Here is a 22,162-nt window from a genome sequence, read left to right as displayed (position 1 = left end):
GGGCGGACTAAAAAGCGGGCAGCCGGTGGGTGGCCGGAAGCCCTGCTCGTCGAGGGCGGAAAAAGTTCGTCTGGTCAGACGAAGAAGCCAGAGCGGCAGCTTCCCTACCGTGGAAAAAAGCCGGCCCGCAGCCCGCGGCGCCGATCCCCTCCCACGGAGACAAGCGATGCTGACTCACCTGCAACGCCTGGAAGCGGAAAGCGTCCAGATCATCCGCGAAGTGGTCGCCGAGTGTGAGAACCCGGTGATGCTCTACTCCATCGGCAAGGACAGCGCAGTGATGCTGCACCTGGCGATGAAGGCCTTCGCCCCGGGCAAGCCGCCCTTCCCCCTGCTCCACGTCGACACCACCTGGAAGTTCCGCGAGATGATCGCCTTCCGCGACCAGACCGCGCAGCGCCTGGGCCTGGAGCTGCTGGTGCACGTCAACCCCGAAGGCGTGGAGCGCGGCATCAACCCCTTCGAGCACGGCTCGGCCCTGCACACCGACGTCTGGAAGACCCAGGGCCTCAAGCAGGCGCTGGACCTGCACGGCTTCGACGCCGCGTTCGGCGGCGCGCGGCGCGACGAGGAGAAGTCGCGCGCCAAGGAGCGGGTGTTCTCGATCCGCTCCGCGCAGCACCGCTGGGACCCCAAGCAGCAGCGCCCTGAGCTGTGGCACCTGTACAACACGCGCAAGCGCAAGGGCGAAAGCCTGCGGGTGTTCCCGCTGTCCAACTGGACCGAGCTGGACATCTGGCAATACATCTACCTCGAGCGCATCCCCATCGTTCCCCTCTACCTCGCCGCCGAGCGCCCGGTGGTGCGCCGCGACGGCACCCTGATCATGGTCGACGACGAGCGCCTGCCGCTGCTGCCCGGAGAGACGCCCGAGATGCGCAAGGTGCGCTTCCGCACCCTGGGCTGCTACCCGCTGACCGGCGCCATCGACAGCGAGGCCGACAGCCTCGAAGCCATCATCCAGGAGATGCTGGTGAGCCGCACCTCCGAGCGCCAGGGCCGGCTGATCGACAGCGATTCCGCCGGTTCCATGGAGAAGAAGAAGCAAGAGGGGTACTTCTGATGAACGCGATGACCAACCTGGACCAGTACCTGCAGCAGCAACAGCGCAAGGACCTGCTGCGCTTCATCACCTGCGGCAGCGTCGACGACGGCAAGAGCACCCTGATCGGCCGCCTGCTCTACGAGACCAAGGTGCTCTTCGAGGACCAGCTCGGCCAGCTCGAAGTCGACTCGAAGAAGCTCGGCACCCAGGGCGGCGAACTGGATTTCGCCCTGCTGGTGGACGGCCTGGCCGCCGAGCGCGAACAGGGCATCACCATCGACGTCGCCTACCGTTTCTTCGCCACCGACAAGCGCAAGTTCATCGTCGCCGACACCCCCGGCCACGAGCAGTACACCCGCAACATGGTCACCGGCGCCTCCACCGCCGACCTCGCGGTGATCCTCATCGACGCCCGCCAGGGCCTGCTGGCGCAGACCCGCCGGCACAGCTTCCTGGTGTCCCTGCTGGGCATCCGCCAGGTCGTGGTGGCGGTGAACAAGATGGACCTGATGGACTATTCGGAAAGCGTGTTCCGCGACATCGAGGCCGAGTACCGTGCCTTCGCCGCCAAGCTCGGCCTGACCGACATCCGCTGCATCCCGCTCTCCGCGCTCAAGGGCGACAACCTGCTGGAGCGCAGCGAAGCCATGCCCTGGTACCAGGGCCCCAGCCTGCTGCAGCACCTGGAAAGCGCCCCGCTGGACGACGGCCGCGCCAGCCGCGCGCCCTTCCGCCTGCCGGTGCAGTGGGTGAACCGGCCCAACCTCGACTTCCGCGGCTTCGCCGGCAACGTCGCCGCCGGCAGCCTGCGCGTCGGCGAGAGCATCCGCGTGCTGCCTTCGGGCAAGCAGAGCCGCGTCGCCGGCATCCTCGGCATGGCCGGCGAGCAGCAGGAGGCGCTCTGCGGCCAGGCGGTGACCCTGACCCTGGAAGACGAGATCGACATCAGCCGTGGCGATCTGATCGCCCTGGCCGACGCGCCGCCGGCGGTCGCCGACCAGTTCGAGGCCACCCTGGTGTGGATGGGCGAGGAACCCATGCTGCCCGGCCGCCCCTACCTGATGAAGATTGGCTGCCGCACGCTGGCCATGAGCTGCGCCACCCTCAAGCACAAGGTCGACGTCAACAGCCTGGAACAGCTGGCCGCCCGGACCCTGCAGCTCAACGAGATCGGCGTGTGCAACCTCGGCCTCGACCAGCCGATCCCCTTCGATCCCTACGCGGACAACCGCGACACCGGCGGCTTCATCGTCATCGACCGGCTGAGCAACCAGACCGTCGGCGCCGGCATGCTGCACTTCGCCCTGCGCCGGGCGCAGAACGTGCACTGGCAGGCCATCGACGTCGACGCCGCCGCCCGCGCCGCGCTGAAGGGCCAGACGCCGCGCATGCTGTGGTTCACCGGGCTGTCCGGCGCCGGCAAGTCGACCATCGCCAACCTGGTGGAACGCAAGCTGAACGCTCTGGGCCGCCACACCTACCTGCTCGACGGCGACAACGTGCGCCACGGCCTGAACCGCGACCTGGGCTTCAGCGAAGCCGACCGGGTGGAGAACATCCGCCGGGTGGCCGAGGTGGGCCGGCTGATGCTCGACGCCGGGCTGATCACCCTGGTGTCGTTCATCTCGCCGTTCCGCGCCGAGCGCGAGCTGGCGCGCAGCCTGGCCGGCGACGGCGCCTTCCTGGAGATCTTCGTCGACACGCCGCTGGCGCTGGCCGAGCAGCGCGATCCCAAGGGCCTGTACCAAAAGGCGCGGCGCGGCGAGCTGAAGAACTTCACCGGCATCGACTCGCCCTACGAGCCGCCGCTGGCGCCGGACCTGCGCATCGACACCAGCCGCGAATCGGCGGAGACCGCCGCCGAGCGCATCGTCGAGTACCTGCTGGCGCGCTGAAAGTCCATGCGGGCCGTGGCGGGAGCACCACCTTGTAGGGGCGAATTCATTCGCCATGGGCCGCCACGCGGCCCCGACGTTGCCAAGGGCAGGCCGATGGCCTGCTTGGCGAATGAATTCGCCCCTACAGGTGCCTCTACCCGCCTTGGGGCCGCCAGTCGGTCCCGGGCGGCTGCCAGCGAGTACCGGAGCAGTGCTTGAGCAAGCAGCTCCAAATCACTTCCAAACCCATCAACTGAGTGCACTACAGGAGCGAGTCATGGCCAAGGCCGAAAACATCGTCACCTCGATCACCGTGGAAATCGACGCCCCCGCCCGGGTGGTCTGGGAGGTGCTGACCGATCTGGACAATTACCACGCGTGGAACAGCTTCTGTCCGAGCATCAAGTGCGGCCTGCAGATCGGCGATCCGGTGCTGATGCAGGTACGCGTCCCCGATAGCGCCGAAACCGTTCCGGTCTTCGAATATCTGGTGGCCTGCGACCCCGAGCGGCTGTTGTCCTGGGAGCAGCGCCCGGTCCCGGAAAACATGGATGCCGCGCGCCGCGATCAATACATCACCGCCATCGACGCCAACCGCTGCAGCTACTTCACCACCGATATTTTCCTGGGCCTGAACCAGGACACCATCATGCGCGAGCACGGTGCCTGGGTAAAAAAAGGCTTCGACCAGATGGCCCTGGATCTGAAACGGCGCGCCGAACAACTGCACGCCAGCCGCGCCTGAGCGGCCCATTTCCGCACCACAACAACAAGAAGGTAATCGCCATGTTGCTGAAGGATAAAGTCGTCATCATTTCCGGTATCGGTCCCGGCCTGGGCATCAAGCTGGCCGTGCGCGCCGCCGAATACCAGGCCAAGGCCGTGGTGCTGGCCGCCCGCACCCCGGCCAAGCTGGACCAGGCCGAGCAGGCCATCCGCGACGCGGGCTACGACACCCCGGTCCTCAAGGTCCCCACCGACATTGCCCAGGTCGAGCAGTGCCAGAAGCTCGCCGACCTGACGGTCGAGCACTTCGGGCGGATCGACGCCCTGATCAACTCCGCCTACTCCCACGGTGCCTGGGGCAGCTCCTCCGCGTCGTCGATGGACGACTGGCGCAACTCCATGGAGGTCAACCTGTTCGGCACCATGCAGATGACCCAGGCCGTGCTGCCGCAGATGAAGCAGCAGCGCTCGGGCAGCATCGTGATGATCAACACCATGGCCACCCGCATCCCCAACCAGCTGGAATCCGGCTACGCCGTCTCCAAGGGCGCGCTGAAGACCGCCGTGCAGTACCTGGCCCAGGATCTCGGCCCGTTCGGCATCCGCGTCAACTCCACCTTCATGGGCTGGATGTGGGGCGCGCCGGTGATCGGCTACTTCCAGAGCGAAGCCAAGCGCCTGGGCGTCTCGATGGAGTCGCTGGTCGACCAAATCGCCCAGCAGATTCCGCTGCGCAAGATCCCCGAAGACGGCGACTGCGCCATGGCCGCCCTGTACCTGGCCAGCGACTACGCCAAGGTCATTACCGGCGCGCAACTGGACGTCAACGGCGGTCACTTCCTGCCTTGCTGACCAGCCCGGGCGACAGGGAAGTCGCCTCCTTTCGCTACTCGCAGAATGGCCCTCGCCCTCCCTCTGGAGATCATCGACATGCTGGATCTCGTTGCCATTGAGCAGATCAAACAGCTCAAGGCCCGCTATTTCCGTGGTATCGACACCTGCAACCTGGAACTGCTGCGCAGCGTCCTCGCCCCCGAGGTGCAGATCCGCTTCGACAGCCCGACCTACCAACTCGAACTCAACGGCCTGGAGCAGGCCATGGAGTTCTACCGCACCAGCTTCACCAACCGCCGTTTCGGCATGCACAATGGCCACACCCCGGAAATCGTCGTCAACGGCGACGAAGCCACCGGCCTCTGGTACCTCAACGACGTCTTCATCAACCTCGACAAGCAGACCCTGCTCAACGGCAGCGCGATCTACGAAGACCGCTACGTCAAGCTGCAGGGCGAGTGGCGCATCCTGCGCACCGGTTACAAACGGCTGCTGGAGATGATCGGCCCCCTGGATGCGCAGTGGCGGATCACTTCCAAGCCGATCAACTGATCGGCACTTCCTGCTGTCGCGCTGACAGGCCAAGCGGCGCCATCTTGTAGGGGCGAATTCATTCGCCAAGCAGGCCGTCGGCCTGCCCTTGGCAACCCCTGGGGGCCGAGTTGCGGCCCATGGCGAATGAATTCGCCCCTGCAGCTCATGCGAGTCCCGCGCATAGGCCGAACGGACGATTTGCCCGCCCCGCCGGGCGCAAATACTGGCCTCATCCAGCCCGACAACCACAACAAGCGAGGCGCGGATGCACGACTCGTCCAATGCCCATGAACTGGCAGGGCTCAGCGCCCGCGAACTGAGCGAGCTGCTCGCCCTCACCTACCGCGGCCCGCTGGAACCCACGCCCTGGTCCGGCCTGCTGGAAGCGCTGCGCCTGCGCTTTCGCGCCAGCTTCGCGACCCTGGTGCTGCGCAACCCCGCCCACGACCGCCCCGGCCTGATCGTCAACGCCTCGGTCCACGGACCGCACCTGCCGGGCGAGCCGTCCTACAGCGAGCACTACTATTCGATCTGCCCCTTCCTCGACTGGCCGCCGGGACAGGTAACCAGCGCCGACCAGGTGCTGGGCCAGGAGGCCTGGCTGGCCGACGACTTCTACCGCAGCTACCTGCAACCGCTGGATCTGCGGTACGTGCTGGTCGCCAACCTGCGCACCGAGGCCGGCATGCACTGCGCGCTGTTCGCCTGCCGCGGTCACGCGGCGGCGGACTTCGACGCCGCGGAGCGGGCGCTGATCGAGGTGCTCACGCCCCACCTGCAGCAGGCGGTGGACCTGCATTCGACGGTGGACGAGCTGGATTCCGAGCGCCTGCTCTACGCGGCCACCATCGACCGCCTGCTGGTGGGCACGGCGATCCTCGACGAAACCGGCAAGGTGATGCGCAGCAACCAGGCGGCGCAGCGCCTGTTCGCCGCCTGTGATGGCCTGGAGTGTCGCCAGCAGCGACTGCACGCCTACTCCGCCCAGGACAACCGGGATCTCCAGAAAGCCGTGCAGAGCGTGCTCCTGCATCGCCAGCAGGGCCGCGACGAGTCGGTCGAGGTGCTCACCCTGTCGCGCCCGACCGGCGAAGTGCCGTTGAACCTGCTGCTGCGCCCCATCGCCCTCAACTACGAAGGCCAGGGCAACGCCCGGCGGCCGGCAGTGGCGGTGTTCATCCGCGACCCGAGCGACTCGCCGCAGGCCTCGCGGAGTCTGCTGCGCAGCCTGTTCCAGCTGACCCGCACGGAAACCGAGGTGGCCATGCTGATGATGGACGGCCTGACTCTGGACGAGAGCGCCGAGCGCCTGTGCCTTTCGCGCAACACCATCCGCGCCCATCTGCGCGGGGTGTTCGCCAAGACCGGCGCCACCCGCCAGGCCCAACTGGTCAAGACCCTGCTCAACAGCGTCGCCGCGCTGGCCTGAGCGCCAACCCTCTGCCCTGCCCCACGCCGTTCCCGGCTCCTGGCGATACTGGCGGCGTATGGGCAAAAAAAACCCGGCCTCGGGGCCGGGGAAAGGGTGACAGAGGGATAGGTCTGTCAGCACACGAAGTTCTTCACGCGGGCGATTTCCGCCCGCTGCGCCAAATCAGGCAGCACCGCCGATCAGCTGGGCGTTGTCGACGCGGATCTCCGCGCCGTTGATGAAGCGCGACTCGTCCGAGGCCAGGAACAGCACCACGTTGGCGATGTCCGCCGGGGCGCACATGCGGTTCTTCGGATCCTTTTCCAGCTCCTCCTGGGCAATCGGCCGGCCGCCGGCCAGGGCGCTGGTCATCGGCGTGTTGACGCCGTCCGGATGCACGCTGTTGCAGCGGATGCGGTAGCCCTGCTGCTTGCAGTGCATGGCGATCGAACGGGTCATCGCCGCCACCGCGCCCTTGGACGCCGAGTAGGCGCAGAACGCCGGCATGCCGCCCAGTGCCGCCAGCGAGGAGATGTTGACGATCGAGCCGCCGCCGGTTTCCTTCATCGCCAGTACCGCGTACTTGCAGCCGAGGAAGTAGCCGTCGCTGTTGATGCTCTGCACCTTGCGCCACAGCTCCAGCGAGGTGTCCTCGATGGTGCCGACGGCGAGGATGGCGGCGTTGTTGACCAGCACGTCGAGACGACCGAAGGTTTCCAGGGTGGTGTCGATCACCCGCTTCCAGTCGGCTTCGCTGGCGATGTCGTGGCGCACGAACAGGGCATCGCCGCCGAGTTCGGCAGCCGCCTTGAGGCCCGCCTCCTCGTTGAGGTCGGTCAGCACCACCTTGGCACCTTCACGGACCAGCAGTTTGGCGTCCTCCAGACCGATGCCACTGGCGGCGCCGGTCACGATGCACACTTTGCCTTCGACTCGTTTCATTGTTGTTCTCCCGTTGCTGGATCAGCGCGGATCGAGCCCGCTATCGACTGGAGCCGATTCTTGCAACGGGTTGGAGGGGCTACATCGTCTCAGGAGACTAATCCTGTTGGGTCTGCGGATTTTGCATGGTCCGCTTGGGGGATGTTTCGCTACGGGAGGCAGTGCCATGGCCCGGAGTGAGGTTCTGGCGAGCCGGTGGCGACGCCGCTTTCTTTCGCACTGCCGCTGCGCAGGAACGCTCGGGCAGGTGAGGCTGGAGACCCGGCGAGGCGCTTACCTACGCCTGGACGCGCGACCGCACGGGTCCCCTGGAAGTCATCCTGGGAGCTGGGTACTCCCGCTTCGTGTGCACGGTTCGTCGAGGCTGAACTGTGTCGGGATGAGGCCTATGGCGCTGCTGAACAGCTGTCGAACAATCTCGGAGAGAATCCTATCCAGACGCTCGGAAGCGGGTTTGCCGACTGTCCGGATAGGGTATAGGTCAGATGGACAATGGATGGACACTATCGGCCAATAGCGGTCATCGAGTGTCTAGGAAAGCCGGGGCGATTCACATTGCAAGTCACGCGATTGACTACGGGGACCTCGGCTTTTCGGACGGCGACAACGACTATTCCGGCCATCTATTTCTGCTCTATCCTGATGTCGCCAAATTTTAGGCAAAGTTCCGATACTGGACTGGCAATGGCCTAGTCCCCCCGCAAGTCCATCGACAGGGTAGGCCAGTATTATCATGGCGTCTCACGAATATCGTCGTAACCACTACGTGCCGGAGTGGTACCAGAAGCGTTTCCTCCCCTCAGGGAGCGGTGAGAAGAAATTCTTTTACCTGGATTTGAAGCCGAAAACCGTGGTTGCAGCCAATGGTACTTGCTATCAGCGAAAACACATGCTGCGCTGGGGGCCTGATAGCTGCTTCGTAGAGACGGACCTCTACACGACGAAATTTGGCGATTTCGAGTCGACCGAGATCGAGGAGAAATTCTTCGGAAATATCGATGTACAGGGAAAGGCCGCAGTCGAGTACTTCGCCACCTTTGAACACCCTGATGTTGAGCCTGAGGCCTTTCACAATCTGATGCTCTACATGAGCACGCAGAAGCTCCGCACGCCTAAGGGGTTGGCGCATCTAGCCCGTAGGACCGGTTCACGCAAGAATGAGCTGCTGTTCGACTTGCAGCGGCTGCGGAATATATTCTGCGCACTGTGGACAGAATGTGTATGGCAGCTGGCAGATTGTAAGAAAACGGATACGAAGCTCATCCTGTCCGACCACCCTGTAACCGTCTACAACAAAGGGTGCTTTCCGCTTTCCGTCGTCGCTAGAACAGCGGGTGATCCAGAGATCTGGGCCAACGGTACTCATACCTACTTCCCGTTGTCGGAAGAGCGCGTTCTGATCCTCACGAATCTCTCCTGGGTAAGGCATCCGTACGGCAATCCGATGAATAATCGCCCCAACCCTAAGCTATTCCGGGGCGCCATGTTCAATTTCACTGACATCCAGACCCATCGTGAACTGACTGAGCAGGAGGTCCTACAGCTCAACTACATCACCAAGATGAGGGCTAACCGGTACATAGCTGCCAGGCGCAAAGAATGGCTCTATCCCGAGGCAAGCGTGGCACCTAAGCTCTGGTCCGATTTCGGCGACAGCTACCTGTTGATGCCGGACCCCCGTTCCCTCTCGTATTCCACTGAAATCCTGATCGGGTACAAGGATGGTCGAGCGGAGGCAATGGATGAGTACGGCCGGCGACCTGGGCAAAGCGGGTACAGCGGGAATGCGCCGAGCCGGGAGGACTGGGACAGCTTCTTAGCGTTTCAGGGTGAATATGCTCGGCGATTTGGGCCAATGCGACGAGGGAGATCGTTCGAGTTTAATGGTCTTTCCAATGCCGAGGACTCACCGGAATACCACGCCTATCATCTCGGTTTGGAAGCCAAGCACAGAAAACGACGCAAGCCCCGATAGCGGCGGGGATACCCCAGAGCAAAGAGGGAGGCGCGTCGGATTTGCTGCTGCGCCGGGAGGCTTCTAGGTGAAGTCGTCGAACGAATCCAACGAAAAGCGACCCTGCTCCCAAGGCGCCTTTTCGTGATCGCTCCCACTCTCTGCGTGGGAGCTTCTCACTGGCCGCTCCGTGCCCGCCTCAGTGACGCAGAGCGTCACTGACCGAATTTCCACGCGGAGCGTAGGAACGATCAAAATCTCGCTACAAACTGAGCTTCAGGTGAAGGGATCGGGTTGAACTAATAGAGTCGATGCCATTCGTAGAGAACGATCCGGCTTGGCCGAGCTGCGCATTCGAAGGTGGATGGTGGCAGCAATATCGGCCGGCACCAGGATGCGGGTCATCGTGCTTGCCTCACTGGTGCAGAAGAGACAGAACTCACTGCCCGGTGGATTAAGTAGACAGCAGGCGGAGCACTCGACTGCCTGGCCACCCCAGTCTCGGGCTGCTCGAAGTGTCTGGTTGACGATTAATTCCTCTCGACGCTCCCGAGCGCCGCGCTCCTCCTTCACAGGGATCCCATTAGCACGCTGTGCCTCAGCAGCCTCTAACTGGGTCTGCCTATGCGCTGCGAGTGCAGCAGCATGTTCGGCAGCCTTTGCCTCTTGCTCAACTCGTCTCTCATCCTCTATCGCCTGCAGACGAGTACGCTCCTGCTCCCACTGGGCGTTGTAGACGATAACTTCAGCCCCTAGCTCATCGACAGCGCGCTTAATCAGCATTTCCCCCCGCAGTGAGCGAATCCATGACCTGGTATTGGGATCGGAAAGAACCGCTCGTTCAAAAGCTGCCGGGACGTTGATCTGATCAAAGGTAAGCCCGCTGAGGTCAATCTCAACTGACGAAGCTTCAATGCGGAGGAGTCTCTGATATCGTTCATGCTCTGCTCGGGAGAAGACTTTGATTCGAACAAGCAGCTGGCGATTAGAGGCCGTGACAACTGCATGTGCGACCACATCGCCAAGATCTACGAATCGCTTCACCGAGTCACCGATAACAGGCGCCGCCTGGAAGGACACATCGCGAAACAGGGAGTGTCCGGAAACCGCGGTGGCGCTGACTTGGCGAGAGAATGCAGGAAGGGTTAGACCTCGCCGTGCTGCTATCAGAGCTACTGCCGCCCGGCGCACACCCTCCTTGTAGCCGCGGACACAGTCTTCAGATTGGACGTGACGAAAGTGCGGGATGACTTTCTGGCCACCATTCGCAGCATTCAGCGGCTTGCGACAGCCCGGGCAGATGCAGCCACAAGCAAGGCCATTCTCGACTTCAAAGGCCCGGAAGAGCGTGCCGTCACGTTCACCGAATGGAATCCTTACATCCTGCATACGACCATCCCTTGGCAATACCAGCAAAGTGGCTAACCTCTCAAAGGCGAGGCCGATCTTCCAGCCCGCCTAGAAGGGACTGAATATCCTGTTATGCAGATGAATAGCAAGCACACGGCTAGGCTCTGTATGATTTGAGCTCTTCACAGCTCAGCCATTTACCTTTATTTCATAAACTCCGTAGCAGCTGGCTAGGTTTTAAGCAGACGCTAGCTGGACGTCCACAATTGCCAGAAAGCAGTCATCCAGCTCACGATTCAGCGGTTGGGTAGGCCGCTTTCGCATCCGATTTCCCCATCTGACGGGCTGAACCGCCCCGTCCATCAGCGGCTGAAGGTTGGCCTGGCGCAGGCCGGCGGCAGGTCGACGGCGGTGTCGGCGACGTTCACCTACACGCCGCGGTCGCCCAGCGCGAGCAACTGCTCGGCGACCTCGCCCAATTTCATCTGGTGAGCAGTACCCGGCCAGCAGAAAACCAGTGGCTATGCTAGTGGATGACCTGCCGCTGGCTGATCGCGAGCGGTTGGGTACTGCCACCCGGATGGGCGCAGCAGAGCCGGATCAGGGACAGCCCATAGACCCAGTGGCGCCGACCGGCTGTCAGGCCACGGTCTGAGATTGGCGTCGCGATCTGCCTTACAGATGGGAGGCAGCCATGTACGCAGTGATTCGCAAGTACCAGTTCGATCAAGGTCTCAACGAGGATCTGGACCGCAAGATCCAAGAGGCCTTCGTGCCGCTCATCAAGAAAGTTCCGGGGTTTGTCGCCTATTACTGGCTGAATAACGGCAATGGCACCGGGGCGTCGTTCAGCGTGTTCCAGGACAAGGCCGGGGCCGAGGAGTCGGTGCGCGTCGCCGCCGGGTTCGTGGCGGAGCAGCTGGGGGCGCAGGCACTCGGCAAGCCCGAGATCACCGAAGGCGTGGTACAGGCGCATGGCTGAAGCGGGCATCGCGCCTGTTCAACGTCGTTGCGTGCGGGCGCCTGGCTGAGGCACTCGCCCGCTGCCCCGGTGCGGGCAGCGGGTCGAGCTTTCCTGCGAGCCCCCCCGGAGTCCGCTCATGGCGAACTCCGGTTCACGCTCGCCTTTACACGCCGCGGTCAGACGGCCGCGGGCTTGGCGATCAGGTACTGGCTGGTCGGCAGCACGTCGATCTTGTCGAAGTCGATGAAGCGGCCGCAGCTTTCCATCATCGCCGCCAGGTTGCGGCGGAACTTCTCCTCGTCGCCCGGTGCGTCGAAGAAGCTCTGCGGGTCGGTCATCGCCGCCGGCGGGAAGCACTCCTCGACGATGGCGTCGAACGCCGGCGCGCCGCGGGTCAGCGGGCGCACCACCACGTTCTGCACGTACTGGAAGTTGTCCTGGGTGTCGATGGCCACCTGGGTGTGGCGGTTGTGCCAGACGTCCAGCCAGGCCTCGTGGGTGAGGCGCGGTGGGCGGCTGAGGAAGGCCAGCTGGGAGAAGCCGTGGGTGCGCTCGCCCGGTGCGGCCGGGTAGCGGGTGTTGCGGATCGGCACCGACTCGGTGACCAGGTAGGCGGCCAGACGCTCGACCGCCTTGCCGATGGCCTCGTCGAACGGGCGGCGGAACTGGGCGATGGCGCTGTCGAGCCACACCGACACGGTGCCGTCCATCAGCGGCTGCAGGTTGGCCTGGCGCAGGCCGGCGGCGGGTTCGACGGCGGCGTCGGCGACGTTCACCTGCACGCCGCGGGCGCCGAGCGCCAGCAACTGTTCGGCAACCTCGCCGCGCAGGCGGTTGGCGAATTCTTCGGGGTTGGTCTGGCGTTCGCGCCAGACGACGTAGACGACTTTTTCCATGGAAGCGCTGCCTTTGATGGGGGGTGGAAAACGTCCGCACCGACCGATGGTGCGGAGGTTTGATAACGGCTGGTCAACTCACCCGAGGCAAAACATGGGTGACGTCAGAGCCTGGTCGATTCGTTGTAGGGGCGAATTCATTCGCCCGGATATCCCGCCAAGGCGAATGAATTCGCCCCTACAGAGCCGAAACTTGCCTTTCAGATCACCCGCGCCGGATGCGGCACGCGCGGTTCGCCCAGCTGTTCGCGGTAGGACGGCGGCATGCGGCCGCCCTCCTCGCTAATGCCGTAACCCGCGGCCAGTTCGGCGGTCACCAGGGTCTGGCCGCTGAGGCTGGCCAGCGCCGGGTCGTTGAGCAGCGCGTGGATCACCCGGCCGTTGAACTCGGGGGTTTCCGCCTGGGCGAGGAACGCCTCGTACTGGTCCGCGCGCTCCTCACCGGCGATGGCGGTGCGTTCGGTGCGCTGCGGGCCGAGCCACAGCGACACCGCGGCAACTCCGGTATTTTCCAGGTCCACGGCCATGTCGGCGGCCAGCTTGTCGCAGCCGATCTTCTGCGCCCCGTAGGCCGGGCCGTGCATGTAGCAGCTCGCCCCGTAGGACGAGACGAAGGCGATCAGGCCGTGGCCGCCGCCCACCAGCAGCGGCGCGGCGTAGTAGCTGGCGACGTAGGACGAACGCAGGCCGACGTCGAGGATGCCGACCAGCTCCAGCGGCTTTTCCCAGAAGGGACCGGGATCGATCAGGTTCTCGTGCAGGAAGGTGGCGTTGTTGACCAACAGGTCCAGGCGGCCCTGCTCGCGGCCGACCTGCTCGAACAGCGCCTTCACCTGCGCATCGTCGCCGTGGTCGCAGGCCACGGCGATGCCCAGCCCGCCGGCGCGGGTCACTGCCTCGGCGGTTTCCTGGATCGAGCCGGGCAGCACCTGGCCGCGCAGCTGCGAGCCGCTGGTCGTGGTCGAGCGGCCGGTGACGTAGACGACCATGCCGGCGGCGCCCAGCGCCAGCGCGACGCCCTTGCCGACACCACGGCTGGCGCCGGTGACCACGGCGACCTGGCGATTCTCGGAACTCATGTCTGACTCCTTGCGGTGATGATGGTTGGGCCTGCGGACCCGGTTTGCAGGGGCGAATTCATTCGCCATGGGCCGCAACGCGGCCCCGGGGTTGCCAGGGGCAGGCCGCTGGCCTGCCTGGCGAATGAATTCGCCCCTACAGGGATTGGCCAGGCTCGGTCGCGATTCATGCGTTTCTCCCGGGCCGACGTCCGCTGCCGGATAGCCGGGCTGCGGGCCCGGTTGGTAGAGGCGAATTCATTCGCCATGGGCCGCGACGCGGCCCCGGATTTGCCGGGAGCAGGCCGGTGGCCTGCCTGGCGAATGAATTCGCCCCTACAGATTGGCCAGGCTCGAAGGCTTTTCATGGGATTGCCCCGCGTCGGCGTCCGCCTTCGCAGCGGCGCAGCCGCCGAGATGGTTGGCCGCCAGGTAGCCGAAGGTCATCGCCGGGCCGATGGTCGAGCCGGCGCCGGGATAGGTCGCGCCCATCATCGAGGCGGCGGTGTTGCCGATGGCGTACAGCCCGCCGATCGGCTGGCCGTTTTCGCCCAGCACGCGGGCATGCGCGTCGGTCAGCAGGCCGCCCTTGGTGCCGATGTCGCCGGCGTCGATGCGCAGCGCATAGAAAGGCGCGCGCTTGAGCGGCGCGAGGCAGGGATTGGGAGTGACGCCGGGGTCGCCGTAGTAGCGGTCGAACACCGAGTCGCCCTTGCCGAAGTCGCTGTCGCGGCCCGCCTCGGCCATGGTGTTGAAGCGAGCGACGGTCTCGACCAGCCCCTGGGCATCGACGCCGATCTCGCGCGCCAGCTCGGCCAGGGTGTCGGCCTTGTGGACGCCGCGGCGCACCTGCTCGGACAGTTGCCGGTCCGGCTGGGCGTAGCCGGGCAGCAGCGGGCCGCAGGGGTACTTGTGGCGGTAGTCGGCGTCGAACACCAGCCAGCACGGGATGCTGCTCTTCTGCGCGCTGTGGTTGGCGTACATCGCGTAGACGATGTCGGTGTAGGGCGCGGCCTCGTTGACGAAGCGGCCGCCCGCCGAGTCGACCAGGATGCAGCCCGGCAGCGCGCGCTCGACGAACAGCGCGCGCGGCTTTTCCTCGCCCTCGACGTGCACGGTCGGTGCCCACCAGCTGTGATCCATCAGCGTGGTGGCGGCGCCGAGCGTCTGGCCGGCGCGGATTGCATCGCCGGTGTTGTTGGGCGGCGTGGCGCTCCACTCGGCCTGCGACGGCTGCGGGTGGTACTGGTCGCGCATGGCCTGGTTGCGCTCGAAACCGCCGGCGCCGAGGACCACCCCGCGACGCGCCTGGATGCGCAGCGGGCGCCCGTCGCGCAGGATGGTCGCGCCGATCACCCGGCCGTTCTCGGCGATCAGCGAGCGCAGCGGGCTTTCCAGCCACAGCGGCACCTGGCGGTCGCGCAGCGAGCAGCGCAGCGCGGCGACCAGCGAATTGCCGAGGGTGAGGTAGCGGTCGCGCCGCGAGCGCAGGCGGCCGGGGATGTCGCTCCAATAGCGCCACATCACCTTGAGGGTGGCGCGCATCCAGCCCGGCGCGCGGCAGATCATCACCCGCGCTTCCTTCATGGTCATGCTCATCCGGCCCAGCATCAGGGTGTTGCCCGAGGGCGCGCGCAGCAGTTCGAAATCGTCGCCCAGGTCGCGGGCGTCGAAGGGCAGCGGGTCCATCGAGCGATAGCCGCTCTTGCCGCCCTCGACCTCCGGGTAGTAGTCGGCGTACTCGGGCTGCGCCTCGAAGTGCACGCGGGTCTGCCGGTCGAGGTACTCGACCATCTTGCGGGCGTTGGCGACGTAGGCCTCGATGCGCGCGTCGTCGACCAGGCCGCGGGTCACCGTCTTGATGTAGTGGATGGCTTCCTGCGGCGAGTCCCGCCCACCCAGCGCGGCGATGCGATGGTTGTCGGGGATCCAGATGCCGCCGCCGGAGATCGCCGAGGTACCGCCGTAGCGGTCGCTCTTCTCGACCAGCAGGACCTGCAGGCCGAGGTCGTGGGCGCGCAACGCCGCGGTCATCGCCCCGGCGCCGCTGCCGACCACCAGCACGTCGCAGCTGTGGTCCCAGGCGCCATTGCCTTCGCTCATCGCCTTGCTCCTAGTTCTTTTTGTATGGGCTGCGGGAAGCGGTTCCCGACAAGCAGTCAGCCGGATTCTTGAGGCGTGGCTGGGCGGTCACATCGTCCGTTGGGACTAATCCAAAAAACGCGGCAATCTCGGCAAACAAGCGGCGATCTCGCGCTTAGTCTCGGCGGACGATGTCCGCTCTCCGGCTTCTTCACATAGTGGCCAGCACGGCCAGCGCCTTCGGGCAATGGGCGAAACACTTCTCCAGGCGCGACAGGTTGAGTAGATCCGCTTGAGCGTCTTTGCGCGGCATCCTCGTAAGGGGTGCCGCGCTTTTTTATCCCGCACCTGCCGGCTCCCGGTGCCGCCAGAGGATATTGGTCGGAAATTAGTCCCTTCGGACGAGGTCGCCACCGCGCACGCTGCTATGGTGGGCGCACAGCCACCGGGCTCCCGTGCGGGCCCGGCCACCGGAAGCAATACGGCCGCCACTGCGCTCCTCCAGGTTCCTCCAGTCCAGGCCCCGCCAGGCTTCCCATCCGCAGTCGATTCGCTGGGATTCAGCATGCATAACAACAAGATCCTGCCCGCCTCGCCCTCCCCGTTCAGCCCGCTGAAGATCGGCCCGCTGACGCTGAAGAACCGCTTCATCAAGTCCGCCACCAACGAGGGCATGGCCCGCGGCGGCACGCCGTCGAAGCAGCTGGTGCGCTTCCACGAGGCGATGGCCGCCGGCGGTACCGCGCTGACCACGGTCGCCTACTGCGCAGTGAGCCGCGACGGCCGCACCTTCCCCGACCAGATCACCCTCGACCGCGACGCCGTGCCCCATCTGCGCGTGCTGACCGATGCCGTGCATCGCCACGGCGGCGCGGCTTCGGCGCAGATCACCCATGGCGGCTGCTTCACCTTCCTCGAGGAGCTGTCCACCGGCCGGCCGCTGTCGGCCAGCGGCGGCTTCAACAAGGTCGGCGTGCTCAGCGGGCGCTTCCTCAAGGGAGCGATGAGCGAGGCCGACATGCACCGCGTCGCCGAGGAGTTCGTCCAGGCCGCCCTGCTGGCACGCGAGGCCGGCTTCGACGCGGTGGAGATCCACATGGGCCACGGCTACCTGCTCAGCCAGTTCATCTCGCCGCTGTACAACCAGCGCCGCGATGCCTGGGGCGGCAACCTGGTCAACCGCCTGCGCTTCCCCAGCCTGGTGCTGCGCCGCGTGCTGGAGGCGGTGGGCCGCGACCTGGCGGTGATCTGCAAGTACAGCGTCACCGAAGGCGCCAAGGGCGGCCACACCGCCGAGGACGGCGCCGGAGTGGCGCGCATCCTCGAGCGCGAAGGCGCCCACCTGCTGGTGCTGAGCGCGGGGATGAACGTCGAGTCCACCACCACCCTGTTCGGCTCGTCCTTCCCCAAGGAAAACCGCGTCAGCGTCAGCAACCCCATCGTCCGCGCGGCGATGACCATCCAGCAGTTCACCGAACCCAAGGTGGAGTTCCGCGAACTGTACCTGCTCGAACATGCGCGCAAGGTGCGCGCCGCGGTCGACATGCCGCTGGCCTACCTTGGCGGCGTGAAGACCGCCGCCAACGTGCAGCAGGCGCTCGGCGAAGGCTTCGAGGCGGTGGCCCTGGGCCGCGGGCTGATCTTCGATCCCGAGTTCGTTAACAAGATGGCCGCGGGCGGCGACGGCGCCACCGGCTGCACCTCCTGCAACCGCTGCGTGGCCATGATGTACACCCCGGGCGGCACCAGCTGCGTGCTGGGCAAGCCCGGCGACGCGCAGCTCAACGCCCTGCCCGCCCGGTCCTGACCGCCGATCCCTGTAGGGGCGAATTCATTCGCCAGGCAGGCCACCGGCCTGCCCTTGGCAACCTCCGGGGCCGCGTTGCGGCCCATGGCGAATGAATTCGCCCCTACAAATGCCGCCTGGCGGCCAACCCTATCGCCGACGCAATGGCGAACCCGGCCCGGAGCAAGCGCATGAATGGCGTCCAAGCCCGGCCAATCCCTGTAGGGGCGAATTTCTTCGCCAGGCAGGCCCCCGGCCTGCCCTCGGCAACCACCGGGGCCGCGCTGCGGCCCATGGCGAATGAATCCGCCCTACAGATCGAACAACAACAACTCAAGGAGATGCCCGCCGTGACCCAGCGCGATGAACCCGGTAGCCAGCACTGGTATTCCCCCGTTCGCCAACCGGAGCGGGTGGCCGACGCCACGCGCGTTCCGTGGGACGATGCCGCCGACTTCCTGGTGGTCGGCTACGGCGGCGCCGGCATCGCCGCGGCGCTGGAGGCCGCCGAGCACGGGCTGGAGGTGCTGGCGATGGACGCCTTCGACGGCGGCGGCTCGACGGCCATGAACGGCGGCGTGGTGTACGCCGGCGGCGGCACCGCCATCCAGCGCGAGGCGGGCGTCGAGGATTCGGTGGAGGACATGTTCCGCTACCTCCAGCTGGAGACCCAGGGCGTGGTCAAGGACAGCACCCTGCGCCGCTTCTGCGAGCAGAGTCCGCAGATGATCGACTGGCTGATCCGCCACGGCGTGCGCTTCGACAGCACGTTGTACGCGGGCAAGACTTCCTATCCGCCGCAGGGCTACCACCTCTACCACTCCGACAGCTCGCTGTCGCCGCGCGCCGCGGCGGTCGCCCGGCCGGCGCCGCGCGGCCACAAGGTCTACTCGCCGCCCACTTCCGCGCCCATCGGCTTCGGCGTGCGCATGACCGATCCGCTGCGCGAGCGGGCCAGCCGCATGGGCGTGCGCTTCATGGCGCAGACCGAGGTGCGCCAGTTGATCGTCGATCAGGACGACAACGTCGTTGGGGTCAAGGTCGTGCAGATACCCCCCGGCGCGGCGGCCGCACAATTCAGCCACCTGATGCAGCAGGCGGCGCGCTTCCAGCTGATGCTGCCGGCCAGCTTCCCCGGCTCCGGCATCACCGGGGCCATCGCCCTGAGCTACTGGCGCAAGGCCGAGGCGCTGAAGAACGCGCACGCCGTCGAGCGGCGCATCCGCGCCCGCCATGGCGTATGCCTGAGCACCGGCGGCTTCATCCAGAACCGCGCGATGGCCAACCACTACGCGCCCGGCTATGCCGACGCCATGCCGCTGGGCTCGCTGGGCGACAACGGCAGCGGCATCCGCCTCGGCCAGAGCGTCGGTGGCGCCGCCGACCGGCTCGGGCGGATCAGCAGCTGGCGCTTCCTCAATCCGCCCAAGGCCTTCGCCGAGGCCATGCTGGTCAACGGGCGCGGCCAGCGCTACTGCGACGAGATGCTCTACGGCGCCGCCATCGGCCAGGCGATGGGCGACGAGCAGGACGGTACCGGCCTGCTGATCCTCGACCGCGCCCTGTACCGCAAGGCCTGGCAGCAGGTGCGCAAGGACGACATGCTGCCGTTCCAGCGCCAGCCGGCGATCCTCGCCCTGCTGTTCGCCTCGCGCAAGGCGCGCACCCTCGCCGAGCTGGCGCACAAGTGCGGCCTCGATCCCCGCGTGCTGGAGGAAACGGTGCGCGACTACAACCAGGCGGCGGCCGGCTGGCAGGCCGACTGCTTCGGCAAGGACCAGAAGGACATCCACGCCATCGCCGAGGGCCCCTTCTACGCCATCGACGTGTCGATCCGCAGCCGGCTGTTCCCGCTGTCGGCGATGACCGTCGGCGGCCTGCGCGTCGACGAGGACAGCGGCCAGGTGCTGCGCGGCGACGACACGCCGATCGGCGGGCTGTACGCCGCCGGCCGCACCGCCATCGGCCTGCCCTCGCACCTGTACATCTCCGGGCTGTCCGCCGCCGACTGCATCTTCTCCGGCCGCCGCGCCGGCGCGCACGTTGCCGCCCAGCGCGCGCAACAGCAGCAGAAGCAGGAAGAGCTGCAACAGGCCTGAGCCGATCCGGCGGCCGTCGTCTGCTCTCGTCGCAGCGGCAGGCACGGCCAGGCAAGCGGCGCGAATGCATGCGCGAGCCGGGCGGCGCCGCACTCCACGGCCGCCCGGTCGAGAGGCTCGACCGAAGCGGCCTGGGCGCCGTCCCCTTCAGGGTCGATAAAACAGGAAATTGCGGGTTTCCGCCGTCCTGACGTACTTCTTGGCCCAGCCGGGCTTCACCGTCTTGTCGTGAAAATACAGCGCGCCGTGGGTGCGGTCCGGGAGCTGCTTGTTGAGGGCCTTGCGGGCAATTTCCTTGGCGAGGGCGTACTGGTCGTCTTCCTTGACTTGATCCGCACGCCCGTCGCACCACCAGGAAAACTCGCAGGCACGCTTTTCGGAACCCTGCTTGACCACCGCGCATACCGTGTCGGGAAAGTCGTCATGGCCCAGGCGGTTCATCACCACGCTGGCGACGGCTTCCATCTCGGTCGCCGGTCCGCCCTTGATTTCCCAGTAGATGCTGCGTGCCAGGCAGGTGAGCGCATCGTCCAGAGGCGCCGCGCCGGCGGGATCGACCGCCTGCGCCTCGGGGGCGGTGATGGCCTGGGACTTGGGCACGCGTGCCTTGTCGCCCTTCTCGACCGCCTTCTGCTCGAGAAGCTGCGCCTTGTCTTCGGCGGCCTGCTCCGCCCGCTCCTGGCCGCTCGCCACGCCGAGGAAGGTGATGGCGAAACAGGCAGCTACCCATTTGAAGCGCATGGTCGAGCCTTCTGCGGAAACCGGCGTGAGGGACGAAACGGCGACGTTGTAGCGCTGACTCGACTTGAGTGTAGTCGCCAGAGGCGGCCAGCCCGGCGAGCGCCATCGGCACCTCCGCACGACACCACCGCGACCTTGAAGGATGCCGAGGCGAAGCGCCTGCGGGATGCGGCCGCTATCGTCCGACAGGACTAGCCGGGACCGGTCATGTCCGCCCGCCGACAACTCCCTAGATTGGTTCCACCCAATAACAAAACGGTGTGACCATGAACAAGCAAGCGGCAAGACCCGATCTGCGGGTGGTGGTGATGGGCGCCGGCATGGCCGGCATTCTCAGCGGCATCAAGCTGCGCGAGGCCGGCTTCGCCAACGTGACCATCTACGAGAAGGCCTCGCGCATCGGCGGCACCTGGCGCGAGAACACCTATCCCGGCCTGACCTGCGACGTCCCCTCGCACGCCTACACCTACTCCTTCGAGCCCAACCCCGACTGGAGCCGCTTCCTGCCGCCGGGCGCGGAGATCCAGGAGTACTTCGAGCGCACGGTGAAGAAGTACCGGGTCGACGAGATGATCCGCTTCAACGAGGAAATCGTCCGCTGCGAATTCGTCGACGGCCGCTGGCAGCTGGAGATGAAAAGCGGCCTCACCGACAGCGCCGACATCGTCATCGCCGCCACCGGCGTGCTGCACCACCCCAGCACCCCGAACCTGCGCGGCCTGGACAGCTTCCAGGGCGACCTGTTGCACAGCGCCCGCTGGGATCACAGCATCCCGCTGGACGGCCGGCGCATCGGCATCGTCGGCAACGGCTCCACCGGCGTGCAGATCGTCTCCGCGCTGGCCTCCCGCGCCGGCAAGCTCAAGCACTTCCAGCGCACCGCGCAGTGGATCTTCCCAGTCGAGAACCCGTTCTACAGCGAGGAACAGAAGGCCGCCTTCCGCGCCGACCGCGCGCTGCTCAAGCGCATGCAGAACGAGGAAACCTACCTGGCCAACGTCGAGCGCTTCACCAACGCGGTGCTCGACGCCAACTCGCCGGAAATCCTCGAGATCGAGGCCATCGCCCGCAACAACCTGGAAAACAGCGTCAGCGACCCGGTGCTGCGCGAGAAGCTGCGCCCCACCTACCGCGCGGCCTGCAAGCGGCTGATCTACTCGCCCGACTACTACCAGGCGATCCAGCATCCGAACGCCGAGCTGGTCACCGACGGCATCGAGTGCGTCGAGGCCGGCGGCGTGCGCACCCGCGACGGCCAGCTGCACGAACTGGACGTGCTGGTGCTGGCCACCGGCTACAAGGCCGACCAGTTCATGCGCCCGATGCGGGTGACCGGCCGCGACGGCCACACCCTGGAGCAAGCCTGGGCCAAGGGCCCGACCGCCTACATGGCGATCTCGATTCCCGAGTTCCCCAACTTCTTCATGCTCAACGGCCCCACCGGCCCGGTCGGCAACTTCTCGCTGATCGACATCGCCGAGCTGCAATGGGGTTACATCGCCCAGCTGATCGAGCTGGTGCGCAGCGGCCAGTGCAGTGAGGTAAGCGCCGCGCAGCCCGCGCTGGACGCCTACGACATGGCCCGCAAGGAAGCCGCCCGCAAGACTGTGTTCGGCTCCGGCTGCAACAGCTGGTACCTGGACGCCGAGGGCATCCCCAACACCTGGCCGTGGTCGCAGCAGCGGTTCAAGGATGAGATGGCGGGGCCGAAGCTGGAGGCCTTCGTTCTGCGCTGAAGCGAACAACGGGCATCCCGCTGGCTGGGTGGGACGCCCGTTGTGTTTGTGATCGCTCCCACGCTCGGCGCTCGGCGTTATACATAAGTCGCGTGAACTCGAGAGGTAGTAATGAGCTGGGCGACAG

At 66.0% G+C, this 22,162-nt stretch carries 17 protein-coding genes; 11 read left to right on the top strand and 6 right to left on the bottom strand.

The window, feature by feature from the left end; translation table 11 throughout:
* Positions 1-166 precede the first annotated feature (166 nt).
* The 6 genes from cysD to LMJ29_RS01745 all read left to right on the top strand — a co-directional run bounded on the left by cysD (position 167) and on the right by LMJ29_RS01745 (position 6,445).
* Positions 167-1,063 carry a sulfate adenylyltransferase subunit CysD gene (gene cysD / locus LMJ29_RS01770; protein ID WP_229603425.1) on the top strand — a complete coding sequence of 299 codons (897 nt, stop codon included), beginning with the start codon at positions 167-169 and terminating at the stop codon, positions 1,061-1,063.
* The gene (gene cysN / locus LMJ29_RS01765) at positions 1,063-2,940 is read left to right on the top strand and encodes a sulfate adenylyltransferase subunit CysN (protein WP_229603423.1); all 1,878 of its coding nucleotides are present in this window, start codon (positions 1,063-1,065) and stop codon (positions 2,938-2,940) included. The genes cysD and cysN overlap by 1 nt, the downstream gene beginning before the upstream one ends.
* 259 nt (positions 2,941-3,199) lie before the next feature.
* Positions 3,200-3,667, top strand: coding sequence for an SRPBCC domain-containing protein (locus LMJ29_RS01760; protein ID WP_229603421.1), 468 nt, complete (start codon positions 3,200-3,202; stop codon positions 3,665-3,667).
* A gap of 41 nt (positions 3,668-3,708) precedes the next feature.
* Positions 3,709-4,500, top strand: coding sequence for an SDR family oxidoreductase (locus LMJ29_RS01755; RefSeq protein WP_229603419.1), 792 nt, complete (start codon positions 3,709-3,711; stop codon positions 4,498-4,500).
* 78 nt (positions 4,501-4,578) lie between these two features.
* On the top strand, positions 4,579-5,034 hold the full coding sequence (locus LMJ29_RS01750; RefSeq protein ID WP_229603417.1) for a nuclear transport factor 2 family protein: 456 nt from the start codon (positions 4,579-4,581) through the stop codon (positions 5,032-5,034).
* Positions 5,035-5,281: 247 nt separating this feature from the next.
* Positions 5,282-6,445 carry a helix-turn-helix transcriptional regulator gene (locus LMJ29_RS01745; RefSeq protein ID WP_229603415.1) on the top strand — a complete coding sequence of 388 codons (1,164 nt, stop codon included), beginning with the start codon at positions 5,282-5,284 and terminating at the stop codon, positions 6,443-6,445.
* 165 nt (positions 6,446-6,610) lie between these two features.
* Here the strand turns inward: LMJ29_RS01745 and LMJ29_RS01740 are convergent, their stop codons facing one another.
* Complete coding sequence (locus tag LMJ29_RS01740) at positions 6,611-7,369, bottom strand: glucose 1-dehydrogenase (protein ID WP_229603413.1); 759 nt, start codon at positions 7,367-7,369, stop codon at positions 6,611-6,613.
* A gap of 733 nt (positions 7,370-8,102) precedes the next feature.
* On the opposite strand from LMJ29_RS01740, the gene LMJ29_RS01735 reads away from it, so the two are divergent.
* Positions 8,103-9,344 carry a DUF4238 domain-containing protein gene (locus LMJ29_RS01735; protein ID WP_229603410.1) on the top strand — a complete coding sequence of 414 codons (1,242 nt, stop codon included), beginning with the start codon at positions 8,103-8,105 and terminating at the stop codon, positions 9,342-9,344.
* A gap of 255 nt (positions 9,345-9,599) precedes the next feature.
* Here LMJ29_RS01735 and LMJ29_RS01730 read toward each other — a convergent pair whose 3' ends face one another.
* The gene (locus LMJ29_RS01730; protein WP_229603407.1) at positions 9,600-10,712 is read right to left on the bottom strand and encodes a competence protein CoiA; all 1,113 of its coding nucleotides are present in this window, start codon (positions 10,710-10,712) and stop codon (positions 9,600-9,602) included.
* 655 nt (positions 10,713-11,367) lie between these two features.
* On the opposite strand from LMJ29_RS01730, the gene LMJ29_RS01725 reads away from it, so the two are divergent.
* Positions 11,368-11,655 carry a hypothetical protein gene (locus LMJ29_RS01725; RefSeq protein ID WP_229603404.1) on the top strand — a complete coding sequence of 96 codons (288 nt, stop codon included), beginning with the start codon at positions 11,368-11,370 and terminating at the stop codon, positions 11,653-11,655.
* A gap of 158 nt (positions 11,656-11,813) precedes the next feature.
* On the opposite strand, the gene LMJ29_RS01720 is transcribed toward LMJ29_RS01725, so the two are convergent.
* From LMJ29_RS01720 to LMJ29_RS01710, 3 genes are all read right to left on the bottom strand, one after another.
* Positions 11,814-12,533, bottom strand: a complete 720-nt coding sequence (locus tag LMJ29_RS01720) for an EthD domain-containing protein (protein WP_229603401.1) — start codon at positions 12,531-12,533, stop codon at positions 11,814-11,816.
* A gap of 200 nt (positions 12,534-12,733) precedes the next feature.
* A complete protein-coding gene (locus LMJ29_RS01715; RefSeq protein WP_229603398.1) occupies positions 12,734-13,612 on the bottom strand; it encodes an SDR family NAD(P)-dependent oxidoreductase in 879 nt (292 codons plus the stop codon).
* Between the two features lie 315 nt (positions 13,613-13,927).
* On the bottom strand, positions 13,928-15,694 hold the full coding sequence (locus LMJ29_RS01710) for an FAD-dependent oxidoreductase (protein WP_229603396.1): 1,767 nt from the start codon (positions 15,692-15,694) through the stop codon (positions 13,928-13,930).
* Positions 15,695-16,238: 544 nt separating this feature from the next.
* Between LMJ29_RS01710 and LMJ29_RS01705 the strand changes: the two genes are divergently transcribed.
* Both LMJ29_RS01705 and LMJ29_RS01700 read left to right on the top strand, forming a co-directional pair.
* Positions 16,239-17,480, top strand: a complete 1,242-nt coding sequence (locus LMJ29_RS01705) for an NADH:flavin oxidoreductase (protein WP_229603394.1) — start codon at positions 16,239-16,241, stop codon at positions 17,478-17,480.
* A gap of 329 nt (positions 17,481-17,809) precedes the next feature.
* Positions 17,810-19,558: an FAD-binding protein gene (locus LMJ29_RS01700; protein ID WP_229603392.1), complete on the top strand. Its 1,749-nt coding sequence runs from the start codon at positions 17,810-17,812 to the stop codon at positions 19,556-19,558.
* 147 nt (positions 19,559-19,705) lie between these two features.
* Here the strand turns inward: LMJ29_RS01700 and LMJ29_RS01695 are convergent, their stop codons facing one another.
* Positions 19,706-20,299: a cell wall hydrolase gene (locus tag LMJ29_RS01695; RefSeq protein WP_229603389.1), complete on the bottom strand. Its 594-nt coding sequence runs from the start codon at positions 20,297-20,299 to the stop codon at positions 19,706-19,708.
* 266 nt (positions 20,300-20,565) lie between these two features.
* On the opposite strand from LMJ29_RS01695, the gene LMJ29_RS01690 reads away from it, so the two are divergent.
* Entirely contained in the window at positions 20,566-22,035 is a 1,470-nt protein-coding gene (locus LMJ29_RS01690) for a flavin-containing monooxygenase (protein WP_229603387.1), read from the top strand.
* The last annotated feature ends 127 nt before the right edge of the window (positions 22,036-22,162 follow it).

This window comes from Pseudomonas oryzagri, assembly GCF_020831405.1.
Classification (GTDB): domain Bacteria; phylum Pseudomonadota; class Gammaproteobacteria; order Pseudomonadales; family Pseudomonadaceae; genus Geopseudomonas; species Geopseudomonas oryzagri.
Note: the sequence above shows the minus strand (reverse complement) of the source record. Positions and strands in the feature narration are given on the sequence as shown.

What these genes read in the sequence shown, in the direction of transcription:
- LMJ29_RS01690 (WP_229603387.1), top strand. Translation starts at nt 20,566, where the DNA reads ATGAACAAGCAAGCGGCAAGACCCGATCTGCGGGTGGTGGTGATGGGC.
- LMJ29_RS01710 (WP_229603396.1), bottom strand. Translation starts at nt 15,694, where the DNA reads ATGAGCGAAGGCAATGGCGCCTGGGACCACAGCTGCGACGTGCTGGTG.
- LMJ29_RS01715 (WP_229603398.1), bottom strand. Translation starts at nt 13,612, where the DNA reads ATGAGTTCCGAGAATCGCCAGGTCGCCGTGGTCACCGGCGCCAGCCGT.
- LMJ29_RS01760 (WP_229603421.1), top strand. Translation starts at nt 3,200, where the DNA reads ATGGCCAAGGCCGAAAACATCGTCACCTCGATCACCGTGGAAATCGAC.
- cysD (WP_229603425.1), top strand. Translation starts at nt 167, where the DNA reads ATGCTGACTCACCTGCAACGCCTGGAAGCGGAAAGCGTCCAGATCATC.
- LMJ29_RS01720 (WP_229603401.1), bottom strand. Translation starts at nt 12,533, where the DNA reads ATGGAAAAAGTCGTCTACGTCGTCTGGCGCGAACGCCAGACCAACCCC.
- LMJ29_RS01725 (WP_229603404.1), top strand. Translation starts at nt 11,368, where the DNA reads ATGTACGCAGTGATTCGCAAGTACCAGTTCGATCAAGGTCTCAACGAG.
- LMJ29_RS01730 (WP_229603407.1), bottom strand. Translation starts at nt 10,712, where the DNA reads ATGCAGGATGTAAGGATTCCATTCGGTGAACGTGACGGCACGCTCTTC.
- cysN (WP_229603423.1), top strand. Translation starts at nt 1,063, where the DNA reads ATGAACGCGATGACCAACCTGGACCAGTACCTGCAGCAGCAACAGCGC.
- LMJ29_RS01695 (WP_229603389.1), bottom strand. Translation starts at nt 20,299, where the DNA reads ATGCGCTTCAAATGGGTAGCTGCCTGTTTCGCCATCACCTTCCTCGGC.
- LMJ29_RS01750 (WP_229603417.1), top strand. Translation starts at nt 4,579, where the DNA reads ATGCTGGATCTCGTTGCCATTGAGCAGATCAAACAGCTCAAGGCCCGC.
- LMJ29_RS01735 (WP_229603410.1), top strand. Translation starts at nt 8,103, where the DNA reads ATGGCGTCTCACGAATATCGTCGTAACCACTACGTGCCGGAGTGGTAC.
- LMJ29_RS01740 (WP_229603413.1), bottom strand. Translation starts at nt 7,369, where the DNA reads ATGAAACGAGTCGAAGGCAAAGTGTGCATCGTGACCGGCGCCGCCAGT.
- LMJ29_RS01755 (WP_229603419.1), top strand. Translation starts at nt 3,709, where the DNA reads ATGTTGCTGAAGGATAAAGTCGTCATCATTTCCGGTATCGGTCCCGGC.
- LMJ29_RS01745 (WP_229603415.1), top strand. Translation starts at nt 5,282, where the DNA reads ATGCACGACTCGTCCAATGCCCATGAACTGGCAGGGCTCAGCGCCCGC.
- LMJ29_RS01705 (WP_229603394.1), top strand. Translation starts at nt 16,239, where the DNA reads ATGCATAACAACAAGATCCTGCCCGCCTCGCCCTCCCCGTTCAGCCCG.